Here is a 19,366-nt window from a genome sequence, read left to right as displayed (position 1 = left end):
ATATGGATTTAAAATTAAAAAAAGACAGGTATTCAATAGTTGTTTACCCTCAAAGAAAAAGTATTAATGATGTTAAAGTTTTGAAAGATATACTTTGGTCTAAAGTTGGCTGGTATAGCAGTAGAAACTCAGAGGCTCATGTTACGATTGCTCTGTTTGAAGCAGATAAGCATGAGTTGGATTTTTACATATCGTATACTAAAGACTTTTGCTATGCTGAAAAACCTAACTTTGTGATGTTTGATCAGTTCATTGCTTCGGAAAAAAACGGAGCAGTTGTTGTTTTACCTAACAAGACTGCTAAACCTTACTTGAATAGCCTTTTTAAAAGATTTAGACAAGGTTTGAGATATAAGAAAGCAATAAATGGAGCTGCTGCCCATATCTCTATTGGGAGAAAATTACATCCCGAAGATATTGAAATAGCTCAAGACCTGTTCGAAGAAGTTAGCTTGAATTTTTTATGTGAAAAGATTGCAATTCGTAAATTTAATGATGAGAAAGGACAGTATGAGGTCATTTACGAATTTTGTTTTTTAGGAAATCCTCCTAAACAAGGACAACTTTCATTCTTTCAATAGAAGGCAGTTTATTGATATGAGCAGATTAATCTTGATAATCGGCTCATGATTTGGGCTATTTTTGAGCCGATTAATGTTTTCTTTATAAGATCGTCATTCCCAACTTGATTGGGAATCTAAAGTTTATTGCATTAAGATTCCCGTCTGCGCGGGAATGACGATCGATTATAGTGTGCGCTCGTTTTTAACGAGTGCACGAATAGCCTAACCATTTAATCGTTTAACTTGTTTAAACATAATTTTTATATTTAAGCCATGATCCACTTTAAAGCAGAAATAGAGCGTTTCGAAACCATGGGCGAAAAAACAGGCTGGAGTTATGTGTTTATTCCGGCAGCGCTGGCTAACGAAATCAAACCAGATTGTAAAAAGAGTTTCAGGGTAAAAGGAAAGATAGATCAGTTGGATATTAACGGTATGGCAACCATCCCAATGGGAGAGGGCGATTTTATTATTGCTTTAAAAGGCGAAGTCCGTAAAAAATTGAGAAAAGAAGCCGGAGCAGGTGTCGAACTCTATTTAGAAGAAGATAAAGATTTTAAAATCGAAATGCCCGAAGACCTCGAAATCTGCTTGTCAGAAGAAGAACATTTAATCCGGAATTTTTTAAAACAGCCTAAATCGCACCAAAACTACTACATTAACTGGATCAATCAGGCTAAAACCGAGCCTACACGCACCAAAAGAATCGTAATGACCGTTAAAGCCATGGATAAAGGGCAAGATTTCGGCGCAATGATTAGGGAAAGTAAGTTGTGAGTTTGGAGTTTTTAGTTTGGAGTTTTGCAAAGAGCAGAAAGATCTTCGGACAATAAGCTTTTGGTTTAGCGTTCTGAAAAAATAACAGGCTTACAATAACCTCAAATTCCCAATTTCTAATCACATCCCAGAGCGATTAGAACGGCTATGCACTTAGTAGCGCTCTCAACTCCAAGCTCCCCGCTCCAAACTTAAGACTCTCTTTTATAACTCCTAAACCAACTCCAAACCTTCATTTGTATAACACCTAAAAAAGCCTCTCTAAAGATACGGGTGCTCATTTTTGATGTTCCTTCGGTACGGTCGGTGAAAATGATTGGAACTTCGACCACTTTAAAGCCAAATTTAATGGCGGTGAATTTCATTTCGATCTGAAACGCATAACCAACAAACTTAATTTTATTTAGTGGAATGGTTTCTAAGACAATTTTGCGGTAACATTTAAATCCGGCAGTCGCATCCTGAATGTTTATACGGGTAATCATACGTACATACATTGATGCAAAATACGACATTAAAACCCTGCCCATTGGCCAGTTTACCACATTTACACCCTTAACATACCTGGAGCCAATGGCTACATCAGCACCGTTTACACAGGCTTCGCGTAAGCGTGATAGATCATCGGGGTTGTGCGAGAAATCGGCATCCATTTCAAAAATGTAGGCATAATCGTGTTGCAATGCCCAATTGAAGCCGTAAATATAGGCTGTACCCAATCCTTGCTTTCCTGCGCGCTCCTCAATAAATAAATGTCCTTCGTATTCGGCTTGTAACGATTTTACAATTTCAGCAGTTCCATCAGGCGAACCATCATCAATAATTAAAACATGAAAAGGCTGGGTTAAAGAAAAAACCTTTCTAATGATCTTTTCGATATTTTCCTTCTCGTTGTAGGTGGGAATGATGACTAAACTATCTGACACGTTTTGTTGTGGTTTTTATAAATAATATAAGCTTTTGTCCTGTGTAGGTGACATGCTTTGCTTATTTGTGCTGTGCAATTGCTTTTAATGTGCGAAAGTAAATATTTAATGTGAAACCTTTATGAATTTTCATTAATAACCAATGATTCCTATTCCTGAACTTGTTTTATAGTAGTTTTTATTGTTTTTAAAGTATTGTCAGTCTGTCCAAAGGACCCCTGTGGAGAGCGTAGTCGAAGACCTTACCCAAATATTTCCCGCTGATTTAGCAGATCACCGCCGAGAAACTTCTGAAGGTCCGGATTTGTAATCCGGATCTTCGTTCTCCAGATTTGTAATCTGGTTTAGCAGTGTTGCAAGTATTACGGGTTCCAAACTGGCTGTTGTATTTACTTTTAGCTTTTACGGCACAAACCATTGTTCCTAAAGCCGATCGGCGTGTAAAGCCCGTAGACCGAAGCATGAGGGCAAGGACTTGAAACAAGAGCGGGACAATGGGCCTCCAAGAACCACTATCCTTTCATTTCCAAATCTTACATTATATCAATAAAAATCGTTTTATAGATTCTCCTCCAAAGGAGTTCCTTTGGAACACTACAGTCGAAATGACGATCACTTTCTTACCTCACCTCTTGCATTAACTTTTTAACCAGTTGCGAGAAAATAATCAGCGCCAAACCTGCAATTAAAGAGTATAATGCCAATGCTTTATAACCTTCAGTATAAGCCATTAATTTTGTGGTTAATGATGCATTATCGATACTCGACATTTCTGCGCCTAATTTTCCGGCAGCCAATTGCCCGAAAGCACTTGATAAAAACCAAAGCCCCATCATCATCCCGAACATTTTCTTTGGCGAAAGTTTAGTAATGATCGACATACCTATCGGGCCCAAACAAAGTTCGCCAAGGGTTAATAATAAATAGGCTAACGTAAACACATTTAACGAACTAATGCCCTGTACATTGGCGAAGAACCTGGTGGCGTAAAAAACATAAAAGCTCAAAGCCAGTAAAAGGAAGCCGATTCCGAATTTTACAACCGTGTTCGGCTCTATTTTACGTTTGTATAAGCCTAACCACAAAATGCCAACAATCGGACTAAAAACAATAACAAAGAACGAGTTAACGCTATTGTTTACCACATTCGGATCGATATTGAAAAAAAGGATTTTATGGTCAAGATTGTCCTTCGCAAATAACGATAATGAACCACCACTCTGCTCGGATATGGCCATGAAAATAAAATAACAGAAGATAAAAACGAAGGCTGCGAGTAGTTTATATTGTGCTTTTTTATCTTTTATTTTAAACGTTTCGTACAAGAAATAAACCAGGGCAACAATGCCTATGGTGTACATGAAATAATCGGTAAAGGCCGTATTTTTTACCATGATATAAATCAGTGGAATACAAAGTATCGACCCCACATAAACGGCAATTTCCCATAACTGCTGTTTTGATTTTTTAAGATGCAGCAAAGGCGAATTCCCGATCGGACCTAAATGTTTTTTTGTGAAAATGAATGTGCCCAAACCGAACATCATTACCAGTGCAGCAGACAAGAAACATAAATGCCAATTGTAATATTTACCAAGATAAATACACATGGCGCCCCCCAATAATCCACCTACATTAATACCGGCGTAAAAAAGCCCATAACCTGCATCTCTGCGGTTGTCTTTCTCGTGGTATAATTCGCCAACCATTGATGAAACATTGGGTTTAAAGAAACCTGTTCCAATGATTGATAAGGTAATTCCAACATAAAACAGATCGTGAGGAGAGAAGGCCAGGATTAAATTCCCGATAATCATCAATGATCCGCCCCAAAAAAGCGATTTTCTGAAACCTAAAATCTTATCGGCAAAAATACCACCTATAAAAGTAAAGGCATAAACAAAGGCTTGTATAGCACCGTACTGTAGGTTCGATTTTTGGTCGCTTAAACCCAGTTGCTCAACCATAAAGAAAGCCAATACCCCGCGCATTCCATAAAAACAGAAACGCTCCCACATTTCTACCAGCGATAAATGCCAGAGCTGTTTCGGGTATTTTCCCTCAAAATTTTGAATATCTTCTATTGAAACTGTTTTTTCCATTAAATATGCTTAAAAATTAAAAGCCCGATGGAGATCGGGCTTTTTGTTAAATTTATTTTTTGATTAGTGAACGCCATGCATCCATTTACGCAATATCGGACTTATAGCAAACATAATTAAGCCTGCAACAATAGGAATAATGGTAAATATCAAGAAGAAAATCGAAATGGAGTATTCTGAACTTATTTTGTCAATTAGGCCGCCAGTAGTACCCGCTAACCAGTTACCAATCGCTGTACAGGTAAACCATACACCGAACATTAAACCTACCACTTTGGCCGGAGCTAATTTACTAACGTAAGATAATCCAACAGGTGAAACACATAATTCGCCAACGGTATGGAAGAAGTAAGCGAAAATTAACCAAAACATGCTTACCTGTGCAGAGGTAGCACCTTTTGCAATATCCATACCTCCATAAGCCAATCCTGCAAAACCTATACCAACAAAAATTAAACCGAGTCCAAATTTTACGGGTCCACTTGGGTTAAATTTAGTTTCCCATATTTTAGACACAAATGGTGCAAGGGAAACAATAAAGAATGAATTTAGAATCCCAAACCATGAGGCAGGAACTTCTGTGTTTAAAGCGGTAAATTCTTTTTCTACTTTCCAAATGGCTAATCCCCAGATAATAATGAAGCTTATTGCAGTAAAAATTATGGTGGCAGGATATTTTTTTGCGATTTTTGCCGCCAGGCTTAATAAAACAACGGTTACCGCAATAAGTGGGAAAATAGTGAGTATGGCATCAACCCATTTAAAAATTGTACTTGCATTTCCTGTTAAATTTCTAAGTGTGTAATCTTTAGCAAAAATTGTCATTGAGCCACCTGCCTGCTCAAACACCATCCAAAAGAAAATGGTGAAAATTGAAAATACAGCAACCACAGCTAAACGTTGATTGCTTACTTTTTTTGGTAAAACTTCATCAGTTGGATCAATTACTTTTTCTGTTTTATTTACAGCAGCACCTAAAACACCAAATATTTTTTGTCCAAAGTAAAACTGAAGCATTCCAAAAAACATAAATACCCCCGCTAATCCAAAACCCCAATGCCAGCCCACTTTTTCGCCGATATAACCGCACATTAACATACCTAAAAAGGCACCGGAGTTAATACCCATGTAAAAAATAGTGTAAGCAGCATCTTTTTTATCACTTGTAGATGGGTAGAGTTTTCCTACGATAGAAGAAATATTTGGTTTGAATAATCCGTTTCCGGCAATTAATAAAAACAATCCCAGGTAGAAGAAATTGGTATTTGAACCTTCTAACGCCATTGATATGTGGCCAATGGTCATAATTAAAGCGCCTACAATAACAGCTTTTCTGTATCCGGTCAATCGATCCGCAATTAAGCCGCCAATTATGGGAGTTAAATATACTAAACCTGTGTACCAGGCGTAGAGTTGTAAAGCCTCTGGCCTTGTCCAGTGCCAGCCACCTTTACTTATTTCACTTACTAAGAATAAAACAAGTAGTGATCTCATTCCATAGTAACTAAATCTTTCCCACATTTCTGTGAAAAATAGCACAAAGAGGCCTACCGGGTGGCTAAATAATTTTTCTTTGGATACATTGTTACTGTCTAAGTGGAGATCTAGTTCCTTGCTATGGTCAATACTAATGGTTTCATTAGATGTTTGCATAAAACATTTGTTGGTTTTAGTTTATGAATTCAGAATTTGTGTGTTGTTTAAGCCAGTTAAGCAGGGCGCAATATAGTCAGCGAATGCCAAACTCACAAATTTTTAAATGATGTGTTAGGTAAATGATTTGTTAAGATTTAAAACTTTCTGATGGGTTTAACATTTTTTTTTGGGTCAGCATAAAGCTCATCAGTCGAATTCGGATCGTTGTGAAGTGTGATGTCTTCCTGCAGTTTTAGCCTTCCGCCAATGATTTTAAAGCCATCAAAAGTGCCGTCTGATCCATGATATTCAAAGGTATCTTTCATTTCCGGATTAAAGGATGCTAAATGGTCGAACACGATCATGCCAGCTTTTAAATCCGTTTTTAAAGTCATCGCATTCGATTTGGCATATTCGAATATTATCCTGTTTTTTCCTTTTAGTTCTTTTCCGTCAAAAACCGGGGCACCAAAAGTGAGATTATCTTTATCGAAAGAAAGGATATCGATTACCTTTTTAGTGGTAAATGGTGTATTTCCTTTCCAGCCTAAAAGTACATAATAAGGCAATCGGTTTCCACTGGTTACCGAAACAATTTCATAATACCTGGCACCGAACCATTTTTGGTTATTGGTAATGCTGTTCGGATCGGCTAAATTGTCTGTCTGATCGATCAGGGGATAAAGTTTCAATGGACCACTTTTGGTATTCATTTGGATGGCGCCATAATAGCGGTAAGTACCGTCTTCGAGTAGCACGTACCAACTCAAAACCCTAAAAGCCTGATCGGATGATTTAACTACTGATACATTTTTAAGCGAATCGAATGGATAAGAAAAAGAATTGGGGGCTTTTAAAGCCTCTACCAAAGTTTTTACGAAATTTCCGTTTATTTCTATTTTTTGTGCATCGCTTTGAGCAGCAATAACCCTTGCCGATATTTTAATCAGTGTATCCTGAAAAACATTTAATTGCTTTGGCGTTTGCTGTGCTTTTAAGGTAAAGCTTAGTGTTCCAAAGATTAAAAGGATATAAAATCTGATAAGTTTCATACAATCAAATGTGCAAAGATGCTGCAAAACCCAAAAATTATAATTTCTCGATAACAAGAGCACTTGCGCCACCACCACCATTACAAATTCCGGCAACGCCGATTTTTCCATCGTTCTGTGCCAATACCGACAGTAAGGTAACTACAATTCTTGCGCCCGATGCACCAAGTGGGTGACCCAATGAAACGGCACCACCATTAACGTTAACCTGGCTGTCGTTTAGTTCTAAAAGTTGATTATTTGCAATGGAAACGACAGAAAAGGCTTCGTTAATTTCGAAAAAGTCAACATGCTTAATGTCGATATTGGCCTTGTGTAAAGCCAATGGAATTGCTTTTGAAGGTGCGGTTGTAAACCACTCCGGTGCTTGTTGTGCATCAGCATAGCCTAATATTTTGGCCAAAGGTGTTAAACCTAGTTCTTTTGCTTTATCGGCACTCATTAAAACCAATGCCGCTGCGCCATCATTTAAGGTAGATGCATTTGCTGCAGTTACTGTTCCATCTTTTTTGAAAACAGGTTTTAATGAAGGTATTTTATCAAATTTAACTGCCGTTGGCTCATCATCGGTATCAACCAGGGTAATTTCACCTTTACGGTCTTTCACTTCTACAGCTACAATTTCTCCAGCAAATTTGCCCGAAGTTTGTGCTGCCTGCGCTCTTTTGTACGATTCTATTGCAAAATTATCCTGCGCTTCGCGGCTGATGTTACATTCAGTAGCGCAAAGTTCGGCGGCAGACCCCATATGATAATCGTTGTAAACATCCCATAGACCATCTTTTACCAGGCCATCTGTAATTTGTCCATGGCCTAAGCGATAGCCGTTTCTTGCCTTATCCAGGTAATAGGGAACATTACTCATGCTTTCCATGCCACCGGCTACAATAATTTCATTATCGCCATTAGCAATACTTTGCGCTGCAAGCATAATTGCTTTTGTGCCCGAAGCGCATACTTTATTTATTGTAGTAGCAGGTAAATCTGGTAAACCTGCAAATTTTGCGGCTTGTGTAGCTGGTGCTTGCCCCAGGTTTGCAGATAAAACATTACCCATATATATTTCTTGGATCTGTTCTGGTTTTAAGCCAGCTTTTTCAATAGCAGCCTTAATGGCAAAGCCACCAAGTTGAGTAGCAGAAAATTGAGCTAATGAGCCTCCAAAACTGCCAATAGGCGTTCGCACAGCTGATACAATTACAACTTCTTTCATGTAAACTAAATTTTATGAATTTTTGGTTAGGCCGCTAAGTTAGTCAAACCCCACAGGTTTCCAAAACCTGCGAGGTTTAAAAATAACGTTTAGAAAATGATTTTAGCCTATTTGAAAATAATAAGTTTTAATAGATTTTTGAAAAGGTGCTGCAGTGATACTTAGGAGAGTTCAGTCCTGCTGTTCGCTTTATCCCGATGAAACCTCTGAAACAAGCAAGCATGTGAAAAAACAATAAATAACAATGCTTAAATCGGGATGCTCACTGCCATCAGGTTTAATTAACTGGGGCTGGTGGTTCTTTGGCTGAGTTGTCTTTCTGGCGTCGATTACCCCCTCCGGGTTTAAGGGGAGCATAGGGGCGGGGTGGTTAAGTAATATGAATTTATTCGGAAAGACGCTGCAGTAGTGCTTGGGTTTGTTCAGTCCTGCTGTTCGCTGTAGCCCTCATACTTCGGGGCTGTCGCTGCCATCAGGTTTAATTAACTTGGGCTGGTGGTTCTTTGGCTAGGTAGTCTTTCTGCCGTCGATTATGCCACTCTTTGTTTTAGGAGGGGTGTCCCTGGGGCGGTTGGCTAGCGTTAGGGATTGTAAGGGTTCAGTACCGATCCTTCATCGATACCGGAGCGAAGCGCAGCCCTGAAAAGCCCGACCCTTTCCCGTTTTTCACGGGATTGGGAACGCCCAATTCAGTTAAGAGTTGGCAGTTAGCAATTAACAGTTGGTTCTTGTAGACTTCCGAAGCTTGCTGATGCCCTGAGCCCTGAAAACTTCGGAAGTCTTGCTTTTATTCTTCTTTTGCTTTTCCCTTTTTTCTCGATTTTATAGCCTGTGTAAGTAAAAATTCAATCTGCCCGTTCGTACTTCTAAACTCATCGGCAGCCCAGGTTTCTACTTCTTTTAATAAAGTAGGACTAATTCTTAATACAAAAGCTTTTTTATCTTTCTCCGCCATTCTTATTGTATTGCTTGTATATTATACCTCGTTTTTAAATTAATAAGGAACATTTCGAGTTCTTCTATCTCATTTGAGCTGAACAGGAGCCTTTTGCCGTTTTTAAATTCAATCTGTAAACCTTTATCTTTATCGTTTAGGATATAAGCCTTGTCGTTAAATTTAAACCAAAGCCTGCTTCGAACACCAAATCCGCCATAATCTCCTAAAGCATTGTATTTATTAATGTAAACTTTCTCTATGTTGGCCCAACTCAATAGCTTCAGCTTGGTTTGAAATGGAAAATACTTGTAAGAAATACCTTCAGTGCCGACCTGCAAGGTCATTTTATTTTTTTGAAGCAGGTAAATAATAGCAAAAGGAAGGAGAATGGCCCAAAATGGGGCAAAATAAGTAGCTTTTAAGGTTTCAAAGCTCATTCCACCTTTATCAAAAAGCACAATACTGACGACCATAACAACATCAATGGCCAATAAAATATAAAGCCACCAAAGTTTTAAGCTTTGTTTTTCCTCAAATTCCATTTTGTTTAATTATATCTCAAATTCCATTTTGTTTAATTATATAGTGTTCCGGTGTTTACCACGGGCTGTACATGGCGATCGCCGCAAAGTACAACCAGTAAATTGCTTACCATAGCTGCTTTACGCTCTTCATCCAGCTCAACAATCCCTTTTTGTGATAATTTCTCTAAAGCCATCTCTACCATGCCTACCGCACCTTCTACTATTAATTTACGGGCCGCTATAACTGCTGTGGCCTGCTGACGCTGTAACATGGCACTGGCAATTTCTGGTGCATAAGCCAAATGCGAAATTCTGGCTTCTAAAACTTCAATGCCCGCTCTCGATAAACGTTCGTTCAGTTCGTTTTCTAAAAGCTCGCTTACTTTATCTGCACCATCTTTTAAGGTAATGGTGGTTTCTTCACCTTCGGAATGATCATAAGGGAAAATGTTCGCCAAATGCCTTACAGCAGCTTCACTTTGAATGTTTACATATTGCATGTAGTTTTCTACAGAGAAAACGGCTTTGGCCGTTTCGTTTACTTTCCAAACCACCACAGCAGCAATTTCGATCGGGTTGCCAAGTTTGTCGTTAACCTTTAATTGCTGCCCGTTTAAATTGTTTGCTTTTAACGATAAACGTCTTTTAGCGGTTAGGGGATTTACCCAGAAAAATCCATCGGCTTTTACTGTTCCAATATATTTTCCGAAAAGGGTGAGCACCATTGATTGATTGGGATTGATGATTAAAAAGCCTGGGAATATTAAAAATATATCTATAGCCAGTAAAATCCCTCCCCAGAGAAAGATTTCTGAAACAAAACAGAAAATAGAAGCGCCCAGCAATGCGATGGATAGTGCGAATGTTAGATAGCCCGATGGCGGATTAATAATTTTTTCTTGATACATAATTGATATTAATTTGATATCATAAAGTAAAATATAAAATCTGGTAATTGCAAACAAAACCTGTAAAATGTATATTAGATAAAAATGCTATTTTTGACAATACAATAATTACATCGTTTTGGCTAAAATCAAGAGAAATTCACACAAAATCCTTTACCGGAAGTATTCATCAAACCTAAAATATGTGATGATGATATTTACCGTTTTCATTATTACGTTATTTCTGCCCAAACAGCCCCGGTTTAGGTATGAGTTTGAAAAAAATGCAGTATGGAAAAACAAGGACCTGATTTCTCCCTTCAGTTTTGCTATTTTAAAAACCAACCCGCAGGTTAGTGCCGATAAAAAGAATGCATTAAAAGATATTTTACCTGTTTACCAATTCGATAGGGGTATTACGGCAAATGCTTTAGAGGAGTTTGCCAATGAGTTTGATGTGAAATGGAAATCTAAGCAACTTAACGAAAAAGATAAGGACGTGTATAAAAGCGCTTCCTATAAATTGCTGCAGAACATTTACGAGAAAGGGATTATTGGTTTAAATGTGAAACATCAGGCAGGAGGGAAGAACTATGACTTTTCTTTACTTGAAAACAATGTTGCCCAGAAAAAGAATACACAGGATGTTTTTACCGCAGAATCGGCCTTGAAGTTTTTTAAAGATAATTTTAAAGCCCCCAATCAGGTAATGGGCGATCTGGTTGCAAACCTCGCCATTGATCATATTACCCCGAACATTGTATTCGATGAGCGGTTAACCCAAACCATACAGGACAATACGGTTAACAATATTTCTACTACCAAGGGTATGGTACAGAAAGGAGAACTGATTGTAGCGAAGAATGATGTTATTGATGAAGAAATTTATCAGAAACTGGAATCTTATAAAGCAACTTACGATGCACAAAGCAAAACAATAGGGAGCAGGGCATTGGTTTATTTGGGGCAGGTAATATTGGTTGGCTTCATACTCGCCATTTTAATGTCGTTCCTTTTTCTTTTCCGGAAGGATATTTTTGCCGATAACCGCCAGCTTTCCTTAATCCTGATTGTTACCACGGGAATGTTACTGGCATTAACCTGGGCCATTAAAATGGAAATTCCAAGTTTGTACTACATTCCGTTCTGTGTGGTGCCCATTATTATTAGGATCCTGTTCGATACCCGTTTGGCACTTTACCTCCATATGCTGGTGATTTTAATTGCTGGTTTTTTTGTGGCCAATAGTTTCGAGTTTGTGTTTTATCAGGTTACTGCGGGCATGGTTGCCATATTCAGTATTAAAAACTTTGTTAAGCGCGAAAGATTCCTGGTTTCGGCCTTATTTATTCTTCTGGCTTATTTTGTTTCTTTTATAGGTATTGCCCTGCTTCGTGAAGGTTCTTTCCGTGAAATAGAGTGGATGAATTTTATTCCTTTTGTTTTTAGTGTACTTTTATCTCTGTTAGCTTACCCTTTAATTTACCTGTTCGAACGTATTTTTGGTATCACATCAGATGTGGCCTTAATTGAGCTCACCAATACGAATAATAAACTGTTAAGGGAGCTTGCCTTTAAAGCGCCTGGAACGTTTCAGCACTCTTTACAGGTGGCAAACCTGGCAGAGGCCGCGATATTTAAAATAGGGGGCAATTCGGTGCTGGTAAGGGCAGGTGCTTTATATCATGATATTGGTAAGGTAGACAATCCACAATATTTTATCGAGAACCAGAATACCGCTGTTAGTCCGCACGATAAACTGCCATATGAGCAAAGTGCACAGATTATAATTCAGCACGTGCATAAAGGAATTGAGATTTTAAGGAAGAACCAGATTCCTGAAGCGATAATCGATTTTATCAGAACACACCACGGCAATACTAGGGTTGATTATTTTTATCAGTCTTTTTTGAAAAATACACCTGAAAAATTTGTCGACGAAAACATTTTCCGCTACCCCGGACCAATACCTTTTAGCAAAGAAACTGGTGTGTTAATGCTCGCCGATTCGGTCGAAGCTGCCTCTAGAAGTCTGAAAAATCCCGATGCTCAGAACATAAATGACATCGTTGAACGGATAATTAACTACAAATTGGAGCAAAATCAGTTAGATGACTGCGATTTAACGTTAAAAGATATTGAGACTATCAAATTGATATTCAAGACGATGCTTATGAGCATCTATCATGTGCGTATAGATTATCAACAAATTTTGTAATTTTTTTTTGTTGGATAACTTGTTTTACTATATTTGCAGACCTCAAAACAACGCCGGTAGGGCGGAAAATAGAGGTCGAAAAGGAGAGGTGCCTGAGTGGCCGAAAGGAACAGTTTGCTAAACTGTCGTACTGGTAACGGTACCGCGGGTTCGAATCCCGCCCTCTCCGCAGAAAATAAAAATTTGCAAAAATAAATGGAATTATCAATTTAAAACCGTTTCTTTGCAATCCCTTCGAAAAAGGGAAATAAAAAAGAAGATACCAAGTTCGGGATGTAGCGTAGCCCGGTATCGCGCCTGCTTTGGGAGCAGGAGGTCGTAGGTTCGAATCCTGCCATCCCGACAAAAAGTTGATCCACTTTTAAAATAGGATTAAAAGATCGATACCAAGTTCGGGATGTAGCGTAGCCCGGTATCGCGCCTGCTTTGGGAGCAGGAGGTCGTAGGTTCGAATCCTGCCATCCCGACGAAACAAGGATTTAAAATCCGTCAAAAACCCTCTAAATCAATTGATTAGAGGGTTTTTTGTTTTTATTCCATGTCAGTTTGGTGCTAAAAATATCAACCTATTTAGCACCTATTCCAGCACCAAAATCTTATTTCTATCATTGTAAATTTTTGAGTCGCATATTTTTTTCAATCACTAAAAATTATTTTGCACCATTTTGCTATCACTTGATTTTTACTGTTTTTCAGGTGCTAGAATAGGTGCTAAGCTTAGGAGGAAATTTTATGAAATCTCAGCACACTTTTGCCCTCTCATTCTATTTAAAGCGGGAAAATGAGCTAAATGGCAAAGCTCCAATTTATGCGAAAATTACAGTCGATGGTAAGTACCTCCGGCTAGCGGTAAAAAGGTCTGTCGAACCGAAATTTTGGAATCAGCGGACTCAAAGGCTCATGGGTAATACACCCGAAATTATTTTATTAAGGGAGAAGCTCAGGCAGGTGACAAATGAAATTAATGGTGCTTATGATGAATTGCGGTATCAGAAGAAAGTAATTACCGCTCAGGCAATCAAATCGAAGGTCGAAGGGAAAGAAGAAGGGAAAACCCTTATGTACCTGATCAAATATCATTATGAGCATCAGGGCTCACTACTTGCTAAAGGGACAATCAAAAACTATTATTCTACGGAACGCTTTTTGAAAGAATTTCTTAAACGTAAAAAGCTGACCGATATCCAGCTTACAGCGCTGGACTTTCGTTTTATTACCGAGTTTGGCGTATACTTAAGAAAAAAAGAACCGGACAGGGCACAGCGCCCATGTACGAATAATACCGTAATGAAGCATATGGAAAGGCTTCAGAAGCTTACCGGTCTCGCTTTAAAATTTGGCTGGATAACTACAGATCCATTTCTTAACTATCAGCGGCACATCATCAAGAAAGATAGGGAGTGTCTCGACATGGATGAAATTTCGGCTTTATGGTCACTGGAAATTGAAGATAATTCGATAATGCTTGTGAAGGAAATGTTTCTGTTCAGTTGCTACACGGGGCTTTCTTATAATGAAATCAGTAGGCTAACCAATGACTTTATCAGAAGGGAAAGTGATGGAAGCCTGTGGATTGAAATGGTCAGGCAGAAAACGCTTAATACCAGTGAACTGAAGTTCCATGTGCCAATCCTTCCTGAAGCGCTTGGGCTTATTGAGAAGTATGAGCATTCGGCAGAATCCTTATTTAAGGGAACAATTTTCCCCAGCCCCACCAATCAGTATATGAATCGCTGCCTGAAAATCATATCCAGGTTGGCTGGCATAAGTAAATGTTTAACCTTTCACGTTGCACGGCACAGCTTTGCCACGACCATAACCCTAGAAAATGGCGTGTCAATAGAAAGTGTCGCTCATATGTTAGGGCACAGTAGCACCAGGACAACCCAGATTTATTCAAAGGTGAAAAAAAAGAAGGTCGCAAGCGAAATGAATCTGGTGAAACTTAAATTACATCCTGTTATCAGAAAGGTAGTTTAAAAACTAATCGGTTATCAATTAAACAATACGATAAAATACTAGGTAAGTGACCTTAATATCCCTTGTTGAACATTGCTATTTTTTGAACTTTATCCTTTAAACAACAGGGGATATTTATGGGAACATTAGAATTTATTACAAAGGAGGATCTTGAACAATTCAAACAAGAACTTTTTGCGGAGTTGCGTAGGCCCACGTTTAAACCACCAACCGGTAAGGATAAGCAAAAACCCTTTATTAAAAGTTATGAGGTCAGACAACTATTAGGGATTTCGCCAGGAACCCTTCTGCAACTTAGAAAAAATGGTCAAATTAAGTTCAGTAGGATTGGTGGATTGATGTATTACAAATACGAAGATATTGAGGCTATGATGGAAAGACGAGCATAAGTAAAGAACAACCTTTTGGCATAGGACTGGAAGTGTACAAACTGCCCAAATATAATGTTGGGTGGTGACCTTGTTAGACCAGGAGTGGACTAGTTGAAAATAAGCAGCATGGAAAAGACAAAGGAGATTACCGATGCCCATCAGTTTTATTGCCCTAAACGAAAACGGCAGGGATCTAAAATAGGCATGCGCCTAAGGATAAGAAAACTGCTACAGTCATTTCCATCTGTTAAAGAGAACAATAAAGAAGGAGTTTAACACTAGCCTAAATGGAAGGATTCTGCCCACGCGTGTGCGCAGCAAGATGGATTTTTGTAGACAAAAATATCTTGCCATCCTTACGGCTGGGGAACCGCGGCGGGACTTGCGGTTCCAAAATTGATCCATTTTTTTATTATGGCCAGAGCTAAACAGAGGGACACTGAAAAACTTTTGAAACATGTGCTGCGGATCAGGATTGATGAGAAGACCTTCAAACGGCTGGAGAAACTGGTGGCAACAAGTGATTGCCGGAACCCTTGCGCTGCCGCAAGGAAGATCATTACCGGGGAGCGTATCAATGTCTTCCATCGGAATGATGAAATGGGGGAAGTGATGGAAGAACTGGCCATGATCAGAAAGGAAATCCGCTCTATCGGTATCAACATCAACCAACAGACCCATTTTTTCAATGCCAGTGGCCAGGTAAGCCAAAAGTGGTTTTATGTTAACCGTACACTGGAGCAGTACAAACCGATAAACGAAAAAATTGAGAGACTGCTGGAAATCGTGAACCAACTTGCCATACAATGGTTGCAAAAATCGTAAGCGGTAAAAAAGTAGCGGGTATTGTGCATTATAATGAGGATAAGGTTGATCAGCGCCATGCACAACTCCTTATGGCCAGCGGTTTTGCTGCAGATATCAGATCACTTACACTGAACATGAAAATCAACCGTTTCCGGCAGCTGACCAGACTCAATGCGGCCACAAAGACCAATGCCATACACATCAGCCTGAATTTCCATCATAAGGACAGACTGGATTCCACCAGACTTTCTGCCATTGCCAGGCAGTACATGGAGGGTATCGGTTTCGGTAACCAGCCCTATCTGGTTTATCAGCACCTGGATGTGCATCATCCGCATCTGCACATTGTTTCCACTAATATCCGGCGGGATGGCTCCAGGATCGATGTCCACGGGATCGGGTACAGGCTGTCAGAACCAGTGAGAAAACAGATCGAGCGGGAGCACAGTCTAACAGTTGCGGAAGGAAGGTCGGAAAAACAGGAGATTGAAAAGATCATGGCACCAAGGCAGCTGGACTATGGGCAGAAAGCTACCAAAAAGTCGCTTTCCAAACTTATCCGGGCAGTGAGGGAGCATTATGTTTATGGGAGTTTACCTGAGTTTAACGCAATACTGAAAACCTTTAATGCCGTAGCTGTGCCTGGAACAGCAGGGTCTAGAATGGAGCAGAACAGGGGCCTTTTATATTCGGTGCTGGATGAAAATGGCAAGCCAGTTGGCGTACCGATAAAAGCCAGCGCGTTAAGCGGACAACCCATCCTGCGTAATCTGGAAAAGGACTTTGTCCAGAAGCAGGAACTAAAGCCTGGGTTAAAACCTGGTCTTAAGGTCAAAATCGAACTTGCGTTAAACAGCAAGGTCAGTTCCCTTGAGGGATTTAAAAAGGTACTGTCCCGATATAATATTGATCTGGTGGTAGCCAGATCAAAAGAGGGAAGGGTTTTTGGTTTGAGTTATATCGATCATGAAAGCAAAATAATCATTAAGGGATCTGAGCTGGGTAAATCGTATGCTGCTTTCGGTTTAGTGGCAAGATTTGGCCGGGCTCAAAAAATACCCGTTAGGGAAAACGATGATCAACGCGCAATCTCTTTGCAGCATGCCGAACAATTTGTGACCGGGAAGGGACAGGGATTAATGCCAGACCTTAACTTCTTATTGGAACCCGGTGAGGGGCTAGCCATTCCAACAGTAAACAAGCGGAAGAAAAAGAAAAAACGCAGCCAGGAAAGGGGACAACAGCGATGAATACAGGCGAAGATACCGGAGCGCTAAGAAAGATCATTGACCTTACGCGGCTGATCAGCCTGGTCATACTCGGCCTGCATTTTTACAATTGCTGTTATGAATTCTTTCGGATGGTGGGGTTTTATGCAGACCTGACAGACAGGATTCTATCGCGTGTTTTTATGGCCAAGCTTTTTTATGGGTTTTTTATAGCAAAAATAGCTGCCCTGGTTTTTCTCATTATTTCACTTTTGGGCGTAAAAGGCAGTAAAGATGAGAAGGTTAAGCTTAAACCGCTTATCCGGAATTTTACTGCAGGACTGGTGCTTTTTTTTATCGCAATTGCTTTTTTACTTCTGTTAAAAGACCCGGTTGTAAAAACACTGCTATATATTGGGATAAGTATGGGTGGATATCTGTTGATGTTAGGCAACGGCGTTAAGATCAGCAGAATCGTAAAAGACAGCCTGCAGGTGGATGTTTTCAACCGGGACAGTGAAAGCTTTCCACAGGAAGAACGTTTGCTGGAAAACGAGTATTCGGTCAATCTGCCCGCCCAATACAACCATAAGGGAAAGATAAAAAAGAGCTGGATCAACCTGATCAACATGTTCCGGGGACTTCTGGTGGTGGGAACGCCCGGGGCCGGAAAGAGTTATTTTGTGATCCGGCACATTATTTCGCAGCACATCCGGAAGGGTTTTTCGATGTTTATTTATGATTTCAAGTACGACGACCTCAGCCGCATTGCCTGGAATATGCTTAAGGAGTATGCGGAGAATTATGGGGTGAGGCCAACATTTTGGGTGATCAATTTTGACAGACCACTGCACCGCTGTAATCCACTTGACCCGAAAGCCATGGAAGATGTTACCGATGCTACTGAGGCCAGCCGTACCATTATGTTGGGGCTGAACAGGGAGTGGGTAAAGAAACAGGGGGATTTCTTCGTGGAGAGTCCGATCAACTTCCTGACTTCGATTATCTGGTACCTGAGAAGATATAAAGATGGCATATATTGTACGCTCCCGCATGTGATTGAACTGATGCAGGCCGAATACGACCAGCTTTTTACCCTGCTTAGCAAACAGGAAGAGATCAAGGTGCTGATCAATCCTTTTATTTCGGCCTGGAGAAACCAGGCAGTCGCACAGCTGGAAGGACAGATCGCAGGGGCGAAGATTGCCCTGGCCAGGTTGTCCAGCCCGCAGTTATATTATGTGCTGAGCGGTAATGATTTCACGCTTGACCTGAACAATCCCAAGGAGCCTAAGATCATCTGTGTGGGCAATAACCCCCAAAAGGTGCAGATATACGGGGCGGTATTATCGCTGTATGTTTCGCGCATGATCAAGCTGGTGAACCAGAAAGGTAAGCTCAAGAGCAGCCTGATTTTTGATGAGTTCCCGACCATCTATTTCTCGGGCATGGATAGCCTGATCGCCACGGCCAGAAGCAATAAAGTTGCCACCACACTCGCCATACAGGATTTCAGCCAGCTCAAGAAAGATTATGGGGCAGAACAGGCCGATGTGATTACCGGGATCGTGGGCAATATCATCTCTGGACAGGTAACCGGCGATACCGCCAAAAAACTCAGCGAGACCTTTGGCAAGACCATGCAGGACCGCCAGAGCAAAAGTATAAACAGTTCGGACGTGTCTATCAGTAAGTCGTCCCAACTTGAAATGGCTATTCCGGCATCGAGAATTTCTTCACTTTCTTCCGGGGAATTTGTAGGCATTGTGGCCGATAATCCTGAAGAAAAAATATCCCTCAAGATGTTCCACTGCGAAATCATGAACGATCATGCTGCAATAGCTAAAGAAGAGGGAACTTTTGAAGATATTCCTACAGGCAAAGGAGCCAGTGAAGAGGAGATAAGGGCGAATTATGAGCGTATAAAGTCAGAAGTGGCGATGATCGTAGCGGCTGAGGGACAGGTGGAAGAAGCTGGAGAAAAGTCTGGAGGGAAAAATAAGAAGGATAAGCGAAAGAAAAAGGCTAATGGTACCCAAACTGTGTCCCAGAGCATGTCGACTTAAAAAAATAGGGTTATTTTTATTTGCCCGGAAGAATCATGGGATGTTCCTTACAGAATTTGATTCTATCTAGAAGTGAATAAACAGCCCGATTTACTTTTCT

At 40.0% G+C, this 19,366-nt stretch carries 17 protein-coding genes and 3 tRNA genes; 12 read left to right on the top strand and 8 right to left on the bottom strand.

What is annotated here, in order from left to right:
- The first annotated feature begins 2 nt into the window (after nucleotides 1-2).
- Together LQ227_RS18610 and LQ227_RS18605 are read left to right on the top strand one after the other, a co-directional pair.
- A complete protein-coding gene (locus tag LQ227_RS18610) occupies nucleotides 3-581 on the top strand; it encodes a 2'-5' RNA ligase family protein (protein ID WP_230150503.1) in 579 nt (192 codons plus the stop codon).
- 255 nt (nucleotides 582-836) lie between these two features.
- The gene (locus tag LQ227_RS18605; RefSeq protein ID WP_230140044.1) at nucleotides 837-1,340 is read left to right on the top strand and encodes a YdeI/OmpD-associated family protein; all 504 of its coding nucleotides are present in this window, start codon (nucleotides 837-839) and stop codon (nucleotides 1,338-1,340) included.
- Between the two features lie 191 nt (nucleotides 1,341-1,531).
- On the opposite strand, the gene LQ227_RS18600 is transcribed toward LQ227_RS18605, so the two are convergent.
- The 8 genes from LQ227_RS18600 to LQ227_RS18565 form a co-directional block, all read right to left on the bottom strand.
- Nucleotides 1,532-2,266 carry a polyprenol monophosphomannose synthase gene (locus LQ227_RS18600; protein WP_230150501.1) on the bottom strand — a complete coding sequence of 245 codons (735 nt, stop codon included), beginning with the start codon at nucleotides 2,264-2,266 and terminating at the stop codon, nucleotides 1,532-1,534.
- Nucleotides 2,267-2,886: 620 nt separating this feature from the next.
- Entirely contained in the window at nucleotides 2,887-4,368 is a 1,482-nt protein-coding gene (locus LQ227_RS18595) for a peptide MFS transporter (RefSeq protein WP_230140047.1), read from the bottom strand.
- 63 nt (nucleotides 4,369-4,431) lie between these two features.
- Nucleotides 4,432-6,021, bottom strand: coding sequence for a peptide MFS transporter (locus LQ227_RS18590; RefSeq protein WP_230140049.1), 1,590 nt, complete (start codon nucleotides 6,019-6,021; stop codon nucleotides 4,432-4,434).
- Nucleotides 6,022-6,158: 137 nt separating this feature from the next.
- Nucleotides 6,159-7,055, bottom strand: coding sequence for a hypothetical protein (locus LQ227_RS18585; RefSeq protein ID WP_230140051.1), 897 nt, complete (start codon nucleotides 7,053-7,055; stop codon nucleotides 6,159-6,161).
- A 37-nt stretch (nucleotides 7,056-7,092) separates the two neighbouring features.
- Nucleotides 7,093-8,268 (bottom strand): acetyl-CoA C-acyltransferase, encoded by a 1,176-nt coding sequence (locus tag LQ227_RS18580; RefSeq protein WP_230140053.1) that lies wholly within the window; start codon nucleotides 8,266-8,268, stop codon nucleotides 7,093-7,095.
- 787 nt (nucleotides 8,269-9,055) lie between these two features.
- Complete coding sequence (locus LQ227_RS18575) at nucleotides 9,056-9,223, bottom strand: Arc family DNA binding domain-containing protein (protein ID WP_230140055.1); 168 nt, start codon at nucleotides 9,221-9,223, stop codon at nucleotides 9,056-9,058.
- Between the two features lie 2 nt (nucleotides 9,224-9,225).
- Nucleotides 9,226-9,747 carry a hypothetical protein gene (locus tag LQ227_RS18570; protein WP_230150499.1) on the bottom strand — a complete coding sequence of 174 codons (522 nt, stop codon included), beginning with the start codon at nucleotides 9,745-9,747 and terminating at the stop codon, nucleotides 9,226-9,228.
- A gap of 32 nt (nucleotides 9,748-9,779) precedes the next feature.
- Nucleotides 9,780-10,637, bottom strand: coding sequence for an SPFH domain-containing protein (locus LQ227_RS18565; protein ID WP_230150497.1), 858 nt, complete (start codon nucleotides 10,635-10,637; stop codon nucleotides 9,780-9,782).
- A 190-nt stretch (nucleotides 10,638-10,827) separates the two neighbouring features.
- Here LQ227_RS18565 and LQ227_RS18560 point away from each other — a divergent pair, with 190 nt between their 5' ends.
- The 10 genes from LQ227_RS18560 to mobC all read left to right on the top strand — a co-directional run bounded on the left by LQ227_RS18560 (nucleotide 10,828) and on the right by mobC (nucleotide 19,266).
- Nucleotides 10,828-12,834: an HD family phosphohydrolase gene (locus LQ227_RS18560; RefSeq protein ID WP_230150579.1), complete on the top strand. Its 2,007-nt coding sequence runs from the start codon at nucleotides 10,828-10,830 to the stop codon at nucleotides 12,832-12,834.
- 82 nt (nucleotides 12,835-12,916) lie between these two features.
- Nucleotides 12,917-13,003: transfer RNA gene (locus tag LQ227_RS18555), tRNA-Ser, on the top strand.
- A gap of 100 nt (nucleotides 13,004-13,103) precedes the next feature.
- A tRNA-Pro gene (locus tag LQ227_RS18550) sits at nucleotides 13,104-13,177 on the top strand.
- Nucleotides 13,178-13,227: 50 nt separating this feature from the next.
- A tRNA-Pro gene (locus tag LQ227_RS18545) sits at nucleotides 13,228-13,301 on the top strand.
- A gap of 265 nt (nucleotides 13,302-13,566) precedes the next feature.
- Nucleotides 13,567-14,814: a site-specific integrase gene (locus LQ227_RS18540; RefSeq protein WP_230150495.1), complete on the top strand. Its 1,248-nt coding sequence runs from the start codon at nucleotides 13,567-13,569 to the stop codon at nucleotides 14,812-14,814.
- Between the two features lie 116 nt (nucleotides 14,815-14,930).
- Entirely contained in the window at nucleotides 14,931-15,203 is a 273-nt protein-coding gene (locus LQ227_RS18535; RefSeq protein WP_230150493.1) for a helix-turn-helix domain-containing protein, read from the top strand.
- A 108-nt stretch (nucleotides 15,204-15,311) separates the two neighbouring features.
- Nucleotides 15,312-15,461: a hypothetical protein gene (locus LQ227_RS18530; protein WP_230150491.1), complete on the top strand. Its 150-nt coding sequence runs from the start codon at nucleotides 15,312-15,314 to the stop codon at nucleotides 15,459-15,461.
- 138 nt (nucleotides 15,462-15,599) lie between these two features.
- On the top strand, nucleotides 15,600-16,010 hold the full coding sequence (locus LQ227_RS18525; RefSeq protein ID WP_230150490.1) for a mobilization protein: 411 nt from the start codon (nucleotides 15,600-15,602) through the stop codon (nucleotides 16,008-16,010).
- Nucleotides 15,992-17,242 carry a relaxase/mobilization nuclease domain-containing protein gene (locus tag LQ227_RS18520; RefSeq protein WP_230150488.1) on the top strand — a complete coding sequence of 417 codons (1,251 nt, stop codon included), beginning with the start codon at nucleotides 15,992-15,994 and terminating at the stop codon, nucleotides 17,240-17,242. The genes LQ227_RS18525 and LQ227_RS18520 overlap by 19 nt, the downstream gene beginning before the upstream one ends.
- Nucleotides 17,239-19,266, top strand: coding sequence for a conjugal transfer protein MobC (gene mobC, locus LQ227_RS18515; RefSeq protein ID WP_230150486.1), 2,028 nt, complete (start codon nucleotides 17,239-17,241; stop codon nucleotides 19,264-19,266). Before LQ227_RS18520 ends, mobC begins: the two co-directional genes overlap by 4 nt.
- Nucleotides 19,267-19,366 lie beyond the last annotated feature (100 nt).

The organism is Pedobacter sp. Bi27, from assembly GCF_918698255.1.
Taxonomy (GTDB): domain Bacteria; phylum Bacteroidota; class Bacteroidia; order Sphingobacteriales; family Sphingobacteriaceae; genus Pedobacter.
The sequence above is the reverse complement of the archived record's forward strand: the minus strand, read 5'-3'. Positions and strand labels throughout refer to the sequence as shown.

Coding starts and splice junctions, on each gene's coding strand:
- mobC (WP_230150486.1), top strand. CDS start 17,239: ATGAATACAGGCGAAGATACCGGAGCGCTAAGAAAGATCATTGACCTT.
- LQ227_RS18595 (WP_230140047.1), bottom strand. CDS start 4,368: ATGGAAAAAACAGTTTCAATAGAAGATATTCAAAATTTTGAGGGAAAA.
- LQ227_RS18530 (WP_230150491.1), top strand. CDS start 15,312: ATGGAAAAGACAAAGGAGATTACCGATGCCCATCAGTTTTATTGCCCT.
- LQ227_RS18535 (WP_230150493.1), top strand. CDS start 14,931: ATGGGAACATTAGAATTTATTACAAAGGAGGATCTTGAACAATTCAAA.
- LQ227_RS18525 (WP_230150490.1), top strand. CDS start 15,600: ATGGCCAGAGCTAAACAGAGGGACACTGAAAAACTTTTGAAACATGTG.
- LQ227_RS18610 (WP_230150503.1), top strand. CDS start 3: ATGGATTTAAAATTAAAAAAAGACAGGTATTCAATAGTTGTTTACCCT.
- LQ227_RS18575 (WP_230140055.1), bottom strand. CDS start 9,223: ATGGCGGAGAAAGATAAAAAAGCTTTTGTATTAAGAATTAGTCCTACT.
- LQ227_RS18520 (WP_230150488.1), top strand. CDS start 15,992: ATGGTTGCAAAAATCGTAAGCGGTAAAAAAGTAGCGGGTATTGTGCAT.
- LQ227_RS18605 (WP_230140044.1), top strand. CDS start 837: ATGATCCACTTTAAAGCAGAAATAGAGCGTTTCGAAACCATGGGCGAA.
- LQ227_RS18585 (WP_230140051.1), bottom strand. CDS start 7,055: ATGAAACTTATCAGATTTTATATCCTTTTAATCTTTGGAACACTAAGC.
- LQ227_RS18580 (WP_230140053.1), bottom strand. CDS start 8,268: ATGAAAGAAGTTGTAATTGTATCAGCTGTGCGAACGCCTATTGGCAGT.
- LQ227_RS18540 (WP_230150495.1), top strand. CDS start 13,567: ATGAAATCTCAGCACACTTTTGCCCTCTCATTCTATTTAAAGCGGGAA.
- LQ227_RS18565 (WP_230150497.1), bottom strand. CDS start 10,637: ATGTATCAAGAAAAAATTATTAATCCGCCATCGGGCTATCTAACATTC.
- LQ227_RS18570 (WP_230150499.1), bottom strand. CDS start 9,747: ATGGAATTTGAGGAAAAACAAAGCTTAAAACTTTGGTGGCTTTATATT.
- LQ227_RS18590 (WP_230140049.1), bottom strand. CDS start 6,021: ATGCAAACATCTAATGAAACCATTAGTATTGACCATAGCAAGGAACTA.
- LQ227_RS18560 (WP_230150579.1), top strand. CDS start 10,828: ATGATATTTACCGTTTTCATTATTACGTTATTTCTGCCCAAACAGCCC.